General features: G+C 47.6%; 12 protein-coding genes. 1 reads left to right on the top strand and 11 read right to left on the bottom strand.

Annotated features, from left to right (window positions below; translation table 11 throughout):
* Positions 1 to 16: 16 nt before the first annotated feature.
* The 11 genes from rsmH to M2108_RS20080 form a co-directional block, all read right to left on the bottom strand.
* Entirely contained in the window at positions 17 to 970 is a 954-nt protein-coding gene (gene rsmH / locus M2108_RS20130; protein WP_090712281.1) for a 16S rRNA (cytosine(1402)-N(4))-methyltransferase RsmH, read from the bottom strand.
* A 41-nt stretch (positions 971 to 1,011) separates the two neighbouring features.
* Positions 1,012 to 1,449 (bottom strand): division/cell wall cluster transcriptional repressor MraZ, encoded by a 438-nt coding sequence (gene mraZ, locus M2108_RS20125; RefSeq protein ID WP_068726372.1) that lies wholly within the window; start codon positions 1,447 to 1,449, stop codon positions 1,012 to 1,014.
* Positions 1,450 to 1,762: 313 nt separating this feature from the next.
* On the bottom strand, positions 1,763 to 3,034 hold the full coding sequence (locus M2108_RS20120) for an adenosylhomocysteinase (RefSeq protein ID WP_277471105.1): 1,272 nt from the start codon (positions 3,032 to 3,034) through the stop codon (positions 1,763 to 1,765).
* Between the two features lie 72 nt (positions 3,035 to 3,106).
* Positions 3,107 to 4,738: a bacillithiol biosynthesis cysteine-adding enzyme BshC gene (gene bshC, locus M2108_RS20115; RefSeq protein ID WP_277471106.1), complete on the bottom strand. Its 1,632-nt coding sequence runs from the start codon at positions 4,736 to 4,738 to the stop codon at positions 3,107 to 3,109.
* Positions 4,739 to 4,904: 166 nt separating this feature from the next.
* Positions 4,905 to 5,825: an ABC transporter ATP-binding protein gene (locus tag M2108_RS20110; protein ID WP_277471107.1), complete on the bottom strand. Its 921-nt coding sequence runs from the start codon at positions 5,823 to 5,825 to the stop codon at positions 4,905 to 4,907.
* A 501-nt stretch (positions 5,826 to 6,326) separates the two neighbouring features.
* Positions 6,327 to 7,271, bottom strand: a complete 945-nt coding sequence (locus M2108_RS20105) for an ABC transporter permease (protein ID WP_277471108.1) — start codon at positions 7,269 to 7,271, stop codon at positions 6,327 to 6,329.
* Between the two features lie 2 nt (positions 7,272 to 7,273).
* A complete protein-coding gene (locus tag M2108_RS20100; protein WP_277471109.1) occupies positions 7,274 to 8,206 on the bottom strand; it encodes an ABC transporter permease in 933 nt (310 codons plus the stop codon).
* Between the two features lie 213 nt (positions 8,207 to 8,419).
* Positions 8,420 to 10,141, bottom strand: coding sequence for a peptide ABC transporter substrate-binding protein (locus tag M2108_RS20095; protein ID WP_277471110.1), 1,722 nt, complete (start codon positions 10,139 to 10,141; stop codon positions 8,420 to 8,422).
* Between the two features lie 150 nt (positions 10,142 to 10,291).
* Complete coding sequence (locus tag M2108_RS20090; RefSeq protein WP_277471111.1) at positions 10,292 to 10,678, bottom strand: DUF3397 domain-containing protein; 387 nt, start codon at positions 10,676 to 10,678, stop codon at positions 10,292 to 10,294.
* Between the two features lie 6 nt (positions 10,679 to 10,684).
* The gene (locus M2108_RS20085; protein ID WP_277471112.1) at positions 10,685 to 11,659 is read right to left on the bottom strand and encodes a ketopantoate reductase family protein; all 975 of its coding nucleotides are present in this window, start codon (positions 11,657 to 11,659) and stop codon (positions 10,685 to 10,687) included.
* Between the two features lie 164 nt (positions 11,660 to 11,823).
* On the bottom strand, positions 11,824 to 12,474 hold the full coding sequence (locus tag M2108_RS20080; RefSeq protein WP_277471114.1) for an RsfA family transcriptional regulator: 651 nt from the start codon (positions 12,472 to 12,474) through the stop codon (positions 11,824 to 11,826).
* 337 nt (positions 12,475 to 12,811) lie between these two features.
* On the opposite strand from M2108_RS20080, the gene M2108_RS20075 reads away from it, so the two are divergent.
* The gene (locus M2108_RS20075) at positions 12,812 to 13,048 is read left to right on the top strand and encodes a DUF2626 domain-containing protein (RefSeq protein ID WP_277471115.1); all 237 of its coding nucleotides are present in this window, start codon (positions 12,812 to 12,814) and stop codon (positions 13,046 to 13,048) included.
* Positions 13,049 to 13,197 lie beyond the last annotated feature (149 nt).

The raw sequence follows: 13,197 nt of genomic DNA, 5'->3' as shown, positions 1-13,197 counted from the left end.
CCTTTATCGTCGTTTTTTATAACTTCTCTGCAACGCGCAGTTTTGCTGAACGGGCACGCGGGTTCTGCTCAAGCTCTTCCTCGGAAGGCACCAGCGGCTTACGGTTAACCAGCTTCAATGTGCCTTCAGCGCCGCATACGCAAAACGGAAAGTCAGGCGGGCAGGTGCATCTGCTTAAATAGCTGCTGAAAATCTGCTTACAGATCCTGTCCTCCAGCGAATGGAACGTAATAACAGAGACTCTTCCTTCTGGTGCCAGACAGCGAACAGCTGCATGCAACCCTTCTTCAAAAGCGCCAAGCTCGTCATTCACGGCAATTCTAAGGGCCTGAAAGCTGCGTTTTGCCGGATGTCCACCTGTACGGCGCGCCGCTGCCGGAATGCCTTCCTTGATCAGCTCCGCCAGCTCACCGGTGCCTGTAACCGGCTGTTCCTCGCGTCTTTCCACAATCTTGCGGGCAATCCGCCGTGAGAATTTCTCTTCCCCATACTGGAAAAGCACCCGGGCAATTTCCTGCTCAGGCCAGGTGTTGATAATTTCGGCTGCAGTCAGCTCTGCGGACTGGTCCATCCGCATATCAAGCGGGGCATCATGATTATAGCTGAATCCCCGCTCCCCTTCGTCAAACTGGGGCGAAGATACGCCTAGATCATACAGTATGCCGTCTACCTGCGGAACGCCGTCCTTTTGCGGAACAAAAGGGAGACTCTTCAAGACCTGTTCAAGGTCACGGAAGTTGGTCTTAACAAGCACCACTTTCTCCCCGTATGCTGCCAGCCGTTCCTTTGCATTCTCCAGAGCCCAGTCGTCCTGATCCAGACAGATCAGCCTGCCGTTGCCGCTAAGCTTGGACGCGATCAGAGAACTGTGTCCGGCTCCTCCAAGTGTGCAGTCGACATATATGCCATCCTCTTTGATGTGCAGCCCCTCTGTCGCTTCTTCCTTAAGCACCGTGATGTGGTGAAACAAGCTGCATCCCTCCAGGGCAGTATTCGAATTGTGTATGTGTGTTATAAGTCAAAATTGAAATCAACCAATTTCTCGGCAATTTCGTTGAACGATTCCTCTGATTGTTCGAAGTACTGTTCCCATAGCTCTTTGTTCCAGATTTCCACCCGGTTCGAAACGCCCAGAATAACACAGTCCTTTTCCAGCTTGGCATATTGCCGCAAATTTCCCGGCAGATTAACCCTGCCTTGCTTGTCCCATACGCATTCCGTCGCTCCCGAGAAAAAGAAGCGGCTGAAGGCACGGGCATCCGATTTCATCAGTGAAAGGCTTTTGAGCTTTTGCTCCATGATTCCCCATTCTTCCATGGGATAAACAAATATGCAGGAATCGAGGCCGCGGGTCGCGACGAATGAGGCTCCGAGCAATTCACGGAATTTAGCCGGGATAATGATCCGGCCTTTGTCGTCAATGCTATGCTGGAACTCCCCCATAAACATCGGTTTACCCACTCCTTGTTACCGATTCCCCACTTTGCCCCACTTTACACCACCTAAGCATAATAGATTCGCCATTAAAAATCAAAAACCTTTTTTCTTACCCGAGGTAATTTTTTCTTATTTGTCAAGTCATCATTCATATAAATCTTTGAAGGATAATTGCTGGAGGAAAAGCATGGGTACATATATATAGGGCACAGCATTTTGTAGCCAGCCTGCAATGATTTACCAGAGCATAACGTCCATTAGACAGCAAAATACCCGGGCCATTCGCATGGCTTCCGGGCATTCTGCAGATCCATACACCATTTAATTAATCATTCAGGTTCCAGCTGTCGAGATAGTCAACCTGAGCAGGAGTCAGACTGTCAATCGAAATTCCCAGGCTCTCCAGCTTGTAGCGGGCTACCTGCTCATCCAGCTCATAAGGAACATTTTCCACTTTGACGCCGATGTTTTTGTAATTGTCATTTACATATTTGAGCGACAGTGCCTGCAGGGCAAAAGTCGTATCCATAATTTCTGCCGGATGGCCGTCCGCTGCGCCGAGATTAACCAGTCTGCCTTCAGCCAGCAGATAAAGCTTGCGTCCGTCCTTGAGCAGGTATTCCTCGATGTTTTTGCGCACTGTACGCTGGGATACGGAACGTTCGGACAACTCCGGTTTGTTCACTTCCACATCGAAATGCCCGGCGTTGCAGAGAATCGCTCCATCCTTCATCACATCATAGTGCTCACCGCGAATTACATAACGGTTACCGGTTACGGTAACGAAGAAATCACCATGTTTGGCTGCTTCCAGCATTGGCATAACCTGGAATCCGTCCATATGTGCTTCAACAGCCTTGATCGCATCTACTTCTGTTACAATTACATTCGCTCCAAGACCCTTGGCACGCATGGCTACACCTTTACCGCACCAGCCGTATCCGACTACAACCACCGTTTTGCCGGCTACAATCAGGTTGGTTGTGCGGACAATGCCGTCCCAGGCTGACTGGCCCGTACCATAACGGTTGTCAAACAGGTATTTGCAGTAAGCATCATTAACCGCAACCATCGGGAACTTCAGGATGCCCTGCTTCTGCAGTGCCTTTAGACGGATGATGCCCGTAGTTGTCTCTTCCGCACCGCCGCGGATATTCACCATCAGATCCGGGCGCTCCGAGTGCAGCAGAGTGGCGAAATCTCCGCCGTCGTCAATAATCAGATCCGGCTTGCTTTCCAGCGCCCTGATATTAAGTGCTTTGAACTCCTCCGGAGTCGGGTTATATTTGGCGAATACTGTAATCCCGTCTTCGACAAGCGCTGCACAGACATCGTCCTGCGTAGAAAGGGGATTGGAGCCGGTAATTGTCACTTCTGCACCGCCGGCCTGGACTACCTTTGCAAGATATGCTGTCTTCGCTTCCAGATGCAGCGTAATCGACACCTTTAACCCCTTGAACGGCTGCTCAACTTCGAATTGCTCACGGATACGGTTCAGAACCGGCATATGCTGGCGTACCCAGTCGATTTTGAGATGACCCTCAGGGGCCAGCGACATATCTGCTACGATACTGTTTTGTTTCGACAATGAACTCATTTGAAAACCTCCTAAAAGTTTTGCATTGATTTTACTCACACCAGCACAAAAACCTGCTTCGCCACCATGTTCCTACATATATATAATACGGTGCATTCCACTGAAGTCGGCGGGCATCTCCATTAGCTCATCCAGCCAGGACAGGCCGTAGCGGTTCAGGTAGTACATCACGTTGTATACTCTCTCCTGCAGCTTGCCCGCAGGCATCAGCGAGAGCTCAATCCGTTCCCACTGGCGCAGGGCGGCTTCATTCTGCTTCTCCATCGCATCCTGGGCTTTAGCCTGCAAAAAAGATATCTGGTCGATAATTTTCTCTTTGTTGTTCTGGCCCAGCTTGAGCAGCCCGGCCTGAATAGTCCCCAGCTGTTCAATCAGCGGCTCATACATTACTGCAAAGGACTCCTTAACCTCATGGAACCGGCGCCCCAGCTCCAGCTCATCCTGGCCAGCCAGCCATTCTTTGCGTCTGTCCTCAAGACCGGTGTACACATCATTGAATGAAAGCCCGTATTTACCCATATGCTTATGCAGTGTACCTTCAATGATCGTAAAGGACATGCGCGGTATAATCAGCGGCATCCGGTCCCCTACAACGCCAAAAGCCTCATGCGGTATCGCCCAATACGCAATCTCACCCTGCCCCAGTACAGTAGCAAGCACCGGCAGAACATAATTCTGCATCAGCGGGCGGGTCAATACGTTGTTGCTGAACCGTTCGGGATATTCCTTCAGCACAGCCAGCAGCTCGTCCCGTGTAAAAGAGACTGTTCCTTTGCGGTCACTGAATCCGCCTTCTGTCTTATGCAGCAGGAGCCGCGCACCCTCATGGATATAAAAGAGATTCGCGTTGCCCGGCGTTACATCAGCCTGCAGCTCGTAACCGGCAGCTGTAATGTTCTCTGCAGACTGCTTATAAGCCACCTCCAGCTCATCGTTCCGTTCAATCAATGTAGCGAAGAAAGGACGCTCCAGCGCACGCAGAGCGGGATCTGCGGAATCCAGCAGAACCAGTCCGAATTTGCCGAACAGTGAACCCATCAGCTTGGCAAAAGCATCGCTCATACAGCTGGCTGTCTCTGCTGATTTGCGGATAAACTCCATAATCTGCGGTTTAAATTCACTCTCCTGCAGCATACCGTCCAGCAGCTCAGTCACTTGTTGCCAGCCATCCTGTCCAACTGTAATCGCACTGACTGAAGCCCGCGGTCCTTCAGGCTTGTCTACTTTTAATTTGGCAATTTCTCCGGTCCTGCTTAATACAAAAGTGTGGTTAACCTCATCCCAGTCATGATCCTCACCGGCAATCCAGAATAACGGGACCACAGGCCGGCCAAGCTGTGCAGCAGCTTCTTTGGCCGCAAGAATTGCCGTTGCCGCCTTATATATAACAAAGAGCGGTCCGGTAAACAGGCCGCTTTGCTGTCCGCCAGTAATGACCAGTGTTCCGGGCTGTTCCAGCAGAGCTAATGCCGCCATAACTTCCGGATAATGATTATGCTGCTGATTATAGCCCCGCAGGACCGAAGCAACCTCTACGCGGTTAGCACGCTGAAGCTCTGTACTGTCCAGCCATTCTGCCCGTTCCCTCCGGCTCTGTTCGCTTCGAAAATCCCCGCCGTACAGCTTATCCACAGCTTCATAATGCCCTATATAGTCGCGTGCGAGTTTAGACCCGCCCGGTATCGGTTCCGGTACTACATTCATCTGCAATTGCCCTCCTGTTCTACTCTGTCTGCTATATGTAAACATACTTCTAGTCCATAAACTCTATATGATTGTATCCAAAGTAACGGCGCGCGTCAAAGAAATCCGTCTGACGCATAACAGGCGGGAGCTCAACGCTCCCGCCTGAATCGGTACAGCTGTATGATTAAGCAAATCCTTTGGCAACAAAATGGCCTTTTGAAACTTCAACAAGCTCAAAGTCACTGTCATTTGATTTCTCGCCGGCCGCATAAATCGGGCTGCCAAGCTCACCATGCAATTGAATCCGCTTTTTGTTTGCTTCCACTTCCGGATCCGGCTCCGGAATCGCTGAAAGCAACGATTTGGTGTACGGATGGAGAGGGTTGGCATAAAGCTCTTCGCTCTCTGCCAGTTCCACCATTCTGCCCAGGTACATAACCGCTACACGGTCACTGATATGCTTAACCATGGACAGGTCATGCGCGATAAACAGATAAGTCAGGCCCAGACGGTCCTGCAATTCCTTGAGCAGGTTGACAACCTGCGCCTGGATCGACACGTCAAGTGCAGAGATCGGCTCGTCACAGACGATAAATTTAGGGTTTACCGCAAGTGCACGGGCAATCCCGATACGCTGGCGCTGTCCGCCGGAGAATTCATGCGGATAACGGGTAGCATGGTCATGATTGAGACCAACCATATCCAGCAGCTCCTCAATCCGTTTTTTACGCTCGGCGCGGCTTCCGCCCATGCCGTGAATATCCAGTGCTTCACCGATAATATCAGAAATCGTAAAGCGCGGGTTGAGCGATGCGTATGGATCCTGAAAGATCATCTGCATATCGCGGCGCATTGCTTTCATCTTACCAGGTGACAGCTTGTAAATATCCGTACCATTGTATTTCACGCTTCCGGCAGTCGGTTCATACAGACGGAGAACCGTACGGCCAGCAGTAGTTTTACCGCAACCGGATTCGCCTACCATCCCAAGGGTTTCGCCTTCACGGATGGAGAAATTAATATTATCAACAGCCTTAAGAACTTTACCCTTGCCCACATTAAAATATTTCTTAAGACCTTCAACTTCAATAAGGTTCTTACTCAAACGTACTGCACCTCCTTGGCCATCGAATGAATATTTCAGCGGTGCTCCATATGCGTTCCGCTGAATTCTGTGACGCAGGGACTAAACCGTCTGCCATATGCATTGCTTAGCTGCAACGCGCAGGGTTCGGACAGCCGCCGGCGGCATAATCAGATCGGGGGAACCGATGAATGAAATCAGCAGCTCGCCCTACATTTAGTTCTTTTGCGGCAGTTCATTCATGATATTCATGATTGGCTCATACCACTGAAGAATTCGTGGGGATATTGGTTAAAGCGAGCCTCAGCATAATGATGCCGGCTATTTCAAGAATCTCAATACCTTTTTTCGCTTCGGCCGCTGACTTTTCTGATGTTAGATCAAAACTTCGTTTATCTGTTTGCCCAAATTGATCGTCAGGTTCAAGAAGTCACCGGGTCTTGAAATATCATGCCAATATCTTCACCGCGAATACTTTTGATTTCTTTCAAAATTTATTCCACGGACAGTTTCTTGATCCAACTATTTTTTCAGCTTAGGGTCAAGCGCATCGCGCAGTCCATCACCAAAAATGTTAAAGGAAAGCATGGTCAAGCTTATTACCAGCGCCGGGAAAATCATTCTCCACGGATAGTACAACCACCCAGTCAATGAGTCATTAATCATAGAACCCAAAGAGGCAACCGGTGCCTGCACACCCAGTCCAAGGAAGCTGAGGAACGCTTCAGAGAAAATTGCACTTGGAACGGAAAGTGTAACGGTAACGATGATAGGCCCCATCGCGTTAGGAAGCAGATGTTTGAACAGCAGGCGTTTCCAGTCAGCCCCCATGGAGCGGGAAGCCAGAATGAATTCCCGGCTCTTCAGCTGCATAATTTCGCCACGCACAATCCATGACATGTTAATCCAACCAGTAATTGTAAGTGCCAGGATGATAGTCCACAAGCTCGGCTCAAATACTACGAGCAGCATAATTACTACAAGCAAATAAGGGATCGAGTACAGGATTTCGGAGAACTTATTCATTATGGTATCGACACGTCCGCCGAAGAAGCCCATAATACCACCGTAAATAACACCGAAGATCAAGTCAATACAAGCAGCGGCAAGACCAACGATAAGGGAGATACGGGCCCCCATCCAGGTACGTACAAATACGTCACGTCCGAAATCATCTGTACCAAATAAGTGTTCCAGAGACGGCGGCTTGTTCGTACTCATCAGATCATTCGAGTCATACGTATAAGGAACCAGGTGTGGTGCTACAATGGCCATAATAATAATCACAAGCATAATAATCAACGCTGTCATAGCCATTTTATTCTGACGCAGACGCTCCCACGCATCCTGCCAGGCGGAAAGGCTTTCACGCTGAATTACTTCTGCTTCTTTGTCATTAATGTCAATTTTACGAAAGTCCTCAGGCTTCAGTTCAACCTGTTTAACCATATTGTCATTAACAGCCAACGTTAGTCCCCCTTTCTGCCAGCAAGTTTGATTCGCGGATCAATGGCAACATAAGCAACGTCGGTAAGGAAACGTGCAACCATCAAAATAACGCCGTAGAAAATGGTGATCCCCATAATAATCGGATAATCACGGGTATTAATAGCTTGAACGAACTGTTTACCGATACCGCCGATACCGAAGATTTGTTCAATAACGACCGATCCGGTAATAATGTTCGCAGTCATTGGCCCCACATAAGTGATTACCGGCAAAATACCATTACGCAATACATGGCGGGATACAATCGAAAACCAGCTGAGGCCCTTTGCCTTTGCTGTCTTGATATAATCGGAATGCAATACCTCCAGCATACTGGAACGGGTAAGACGGGCTATAACGGCTATTGGAGATGCGGTGAGAGCCATTACCGGCAGGAAATAGTTCATCGGTCCTTTGAAGCCCATTACAGGAAATATTTTCCAGTGATAAGCCAGCAAATATTGCAGCAAAGAAGCCACAACAAAGCTCGGTACCGCAATACCGAGAACAGCTAATACCATAGCGACATTATCAATCAGCTTCCGGTGATACAGCGCCGCAAGCATCCCCAATGCTACACCTACGATTATTGCTACAATAATAGCAACAACCCCGAGCTTAAGTGATGAGGAAAAGGTCTGTCCGATAATGTGGGTTACATCCTGATTCAGCATTTTCATTGAAATGCCCAGGTCACCCTTCAGAATGTTTTTCAGATAAAGCACGTACTGCTCCAAGACGGGCTTGTCCAAATTATACTGCGCATACAAGCGCTGCAGAATTTGTTCAGGAATTTTTTTCTCGGATGTAAACGGATCGCCCGGAATTGCTTTCATTAGGAAAAAGGTTGCCGAAATCAATACAAACAGCGAAACAACCATGTGGAGAAATCTGTTAAAAATATAACGAACCATGCCCGTCATCACCTCCTTCGACATTTTTTTACTTACCTATTGTAAGGAAAAAAGATCGATTTGTCTATTTGACCAAATATCCATTTTTTCCAAATAATCACATTTAGCGCCCTATACAAAAAAAAGGGATATATATGGAATTCCACATATATATCCCGAAGTAATATAAGAACTTCAGACTATTATATTACTGTATTAGGTTGATTTTATATCCTAGTGCTCAAGAAGATAAGCACGGGACAGATCGATTGCACCGCTGAAGTCAAGAGTAACACCTTTGAGATACTCTTTAGTCAGGGAGTTGTTTGTGTAGTAGTAGATTGGAATGACAACCATGTCATCCATCAGGATTTTTTCAGCAGCTGCGAACTTCTCTTGACGAACTGCATTGTCTGCAGAAGTCTTAGCTTCTTGGATCAGTTTATCGTAGTCTGCATTGGAATAACCGCTATCGTTATTACCGCCGCCAGTTACCCACATATCCAGGTAAGTCATTGGATCATTGTAATCCGCGGACCAGCCGGCACGTGCTACTTGGTAGTTCAGGTTGTGTCTGTCTTCGATGAAGACACCCCACTCTTTGTTTTCCAGCTTAACTTCAACGCCGAGAGCTTTTTTCCATTGGTCAGCGATGGCTACAGCAATTTTCTGATGGCCTTCACTTGTGTTGTAGGTAATTGTGAATTCAAGTTTATCCAGACCTTCTTCTTTCAGACCTTCATCAAGCAATTTCTTAGCTTCTGTAAGATCTTCAGTGAAGTATTGGGAATCAGCAACTTGAGCACGGTATTCCTGTTCATTACTTTGGATACCTGGAGGTACGAAGCCGAATGCCGGCAGTTGTCCACCCAGAGTGATGTTATCGATAATTGGCTGACGTTCAATCGCCATGGCCAATGCTTTACGGATCTTAGCATTATCGAAAGGTTTTTCAGTTACGTTGAACTGGTAGTAGTAAACGCTCGCGATACCTTTTCTTGCAAATTCGTTAGGAAGCTCTTTTTCAACGATTGGCAGTTGTTCAGTTGGAATTTCACCAATTGGACCGCCTGCACGGTCAAGCTCACCGTTCTTGTAGCTCAGCAGCTCAGTTGCGCCACTGTTTACGATGGAGAAGTTGATTTGTTGTGCTTTGATATCGTCAGCAGCGTAGTAAGATGGATTCTTAGTTACTGCCAAGGATTGACCAGTAGTCCATTCAGTCAATGTGAAAGGACCATTAGTGATTTGTGTATCCACTGTAGTTGCCCATTTAGCATTGTCCTTAACAGAGCTGTGTACTGGATAGTACGTATAGAAAGACAGCAGACCCAAGAAATAAGGTGTCGGGTTAGCCAGTGTTACTTCAAGCGTTTTTTCATCAATTACTTTGATACCAACTTGGCTGAAGTCAGTGATTTTACCAGTGTTGAAATCTTCAGCACCTTTAATGTAGTACAGCTGGTAAGCATAAGGGGCTGCTTGTTCAGCATTTGGATCAAGGACGCGTTGCCAAGCGAAAGCGAAGTCGTTAGCAGTTACAGCGTCACCGTTGCTCCATTTGGAATCACGAAGATGGAAAGTGTACACGAGGCCGTCAGCGGAAATATCCCAGGATTCTGCAACGCCTTCTTCAGCTTGTCCTGTTTCTGCATTTTGACGGGTAAGTCCTTCATACATCAATTTCAGAATAGCATTAGATGTGCTATCTTGAGCTTGTTGCGGATCAAAAGTAGGAGGCTCAGAGCTCAAATTAATTCTAAGCGTCTGGTCAGCAGCCAATTTCTCTTCACCAGTGTTACCTGTGTTCGTACCTGCATTTTCACCCGCTGGCGCATTAGTCGCCGCTGTGTTGTTGCCGCTGCTTGCATTGTTGTTTCCGCCGCAGCCGGCAAGCACTGTGCCGATTACGAGAACCAATGCAATCATGAGCAAAAGACTTTTACTCTTTTTCATCTAGCAGTTCCCCCTAAATAGAATGTGGTATATGGTTTATGATTATACAACCAGTGGTCAAAAAAATCTAGAGCAATATTTTCTGAAAACACATTTTTTTTAAAACTTAAAAATTTTGTGACAGTGACGCTTCACCGGAGCAGCGGAACATTACATCGCTTGTGATATGTATTGAATAAGGACTATGAACAAAAAAAGTACATAAAGGACGCCCAGAAAAAAGAACGCCAGCCGCCAAACCGCCCGAAATAACCGCCTTCCATCAACCTTCCCTTTGATCCGGTTCTGGGCTCCGCCAATCAGTCCGGCGGATATTAATACAATAAGCAGTATAAAATAAAACCCGAATTTAGCATTGAAAAGAATATTAAATAAGGCCGAAACCGAAAGCAATAAAAATAAAGTCGTCACATCCATTGCCAGCAGCAAAGTCTTTTTCTTATCCTTCCTGAGCCCGATTCCGATGAAATAGACAATTAAAAAAGGAACAATCGGAATGACACCCAATGTGACAAATGAGTTTTGCAGCAGCTCCAAACAGCGTCACCTCTCTCTCGCACTCATGCCTTCAACAAGCCGGCAAATCCAGCGGTGCAGTGGAACCTGAATTCCCCGGCGCTCGGCCATCTCCACAATACTGCCGTTAATCCAGCGGATTTCTGTCTCCCTTGAGGCAAGGACATCAGCCAGCATGGAGGAGATATTGTCCGATGTTGCCCGGCATACCTCAAGGATATGCTCCCAGGCATCCTCCTCATAGGTAACGCCGCAGACATCATAAACGGCAACCGCTTCGGCATATAAATCCTTCATCAGCTGCACCCGCTGACTTGAGGACAGCAGCTCGCCGTTCTGTATGCGCCATATCGCGGTCAGCGGATTGATCACAGCATTGATCAAGAGCTTCCGGTAAATCAGGGTATTCACTTTGTTCGACATAGAGGCAGAAAATCCTGCTGTCAGGAGGGCATCCGTGAAACTTCTTGCTGCTGCGGTTGACAGCCCATCCGTTTCAGCACTAGTATGACCATCGTCTTCCTGCCCTATGTATATTTCTCCTCTTCCGGTATGAATGACTTCCGTAGAAGTTTCTCTCTTGGCTCCATCAGTAGTCACTGCAGCCCACACGGAGGCATTCGGCAGGAGCTGCCGTAGCTTCTGCAGATGGCCATACCCGTTTTGAAAGCAGACAACATTCAAGGTGCTGCTGTACAAAGGGGCCAGTATTTCCGGCAGCTCCTGATGAAGAGCCTGCTGTTTGAGTGTAAGTACCACCCAGTCCCCGGGCTCATCCAGATAAGTACCAGCAAAGGCATTTGCGCAGGAAGCAAAAAACGCCGTTCCCGGAATTACGATGGGTGCAGCCCCATTCTGGGAGCTGAGCGATAATCCATCTTTATTGAGAGCCTCGGCCTGTTCCTTACTCCTGCACCATATTCTGACGTCCTGACCGGCATGGATCAGTCTGCCAGCCAGCAGCAGTCCTATTGATCCCGCTCCGATAATATCTATTTTCATGAGCGCTTACGCATCCTTCCAATAATTTCCCTCATTATAGCCTGCTGCTGCCCGGAAATGCAAAACACCCGCGAAAACAACTAAATTCTTTTGATCAAAACAAGAAAAAGCCGCAAAACGTTTGCCTTCCGGCACTCGTCAGCAGCTTTTAACGGGAAAGATGACTATTCCATCCGTTCCAGGTTTCCGTTTGCATCCATTTTAAATCTTGTTTTCATTTCTTCTTCTTCTTCATTCAAAAAGGCCAGTCTGCGTGCCCGGTCCATGATCTGGATCAGAGCCTTATAATCATCATTTACGACGCGGTAATCGCTCTGAGCCAGGTTCACCTCTTTGGACAGCCGCTCGTTCTCGGCCCGGAGCTCCGTCAGTTCATCTTCCTTATCCCGGAGATCGCGTTCCAGCATTTTCAGCTGCCGGCCCGCCTCCTGAAATGTCCCTTTCCACTGCCTGAGAAACCGGATGACCGCATCAATAGATAAGGAGCTTTCATTCAGGTTGTCACTTCGACCGTACTCCTCTTCAATGTCACCAAGAATCAGGCCTGCTACCTGTGCTCCCCTGTTTACCGGCTGTTTTTTCAGATAACTCCGCTTCTGGCGCTGGCCTTTGGCGATGCCGATGGCATCCTCATAGCTTTTACGGACACAGCTGTTCCAGCGGAATCCGCATGCTGCCGAGGTTCTCCCGATTTTTTCCCCCACCTCTTCAAAAGCGGCAAGCTGGGTACTGCCTTCCCGGATATGACGCAGCGTTATTTCGGCCAATACCAAATCATCTTCCGCACTCCATGCATCCTGTCTAACGGCTGTCATAAAGCCTAACCCTCCTAACAACATCTTGAAATAACCATCTTCATAACCGGCAGCTCCGCCGGATAGTGAATAGGGATAAAAGCTGCTTACTCCATTTCTATGCCTCTGCTAGAGTTCATAGAATCTATTTGATACTAAATTGTATTTCCATTTTGTCTCCACATCATACGCATAGCGTTACATTTTCCTGTTAAAGAATATGTCAACAGCAAAAATCATATTTATAATAAAATTGCATATTTTTTCAATGAATTCGTTTACAGTTTTTTGACGAACAGGTATAATAGATCCAAAGAAGTGCTTTTCGGGAATCATTTCTAAGAAGGGGGACACTCTCTTGGACCGTATGTTCCGCGTATTGGGATTCTTCACACTCGTCATCGGGCTCATGGCCTTCGCTGGCGATTTGACTGAAATGGCTTTACTCTTCTTTTTGCAGACCGCTTTTTTTGTGGTGCTGGGCTATATGAAATTTACCGAAAAAACGTATATCCTGCTCTTCTGGGGTTATATGATCGTAACGTTCACGGGATTCAGCTACTGGACAGTCTTTCAGATGGGGCTGCCGCTGTAACATTAATATTCAGATCAAAATGGAGGTGCTCCTTGATTCAAGGAACAGCCTCCTTTTTTTGATTTTGAATGCCACGCAAAGTAACGGATCCGGCTTCTATCCTCAAGGCTTCACTTTGTGGGGTTATTTTGTGTGTGCTCTTAGAAGGA

The sequence above is a fragment of the Paenibacillus sp. PastM-3 genome (genome assembly GCF_029893965.1).
Lineage (GTDB): Bacteria > Bacillota > Bacilli > Paenibacillales > Paenibacillaceae > Paenibacillus_AQ.
The sequence above is the reverse complement of the archived record's forward strand: the minus strand, read 5'-3'. Positions and strand labels throughout refer to the sequence as shown.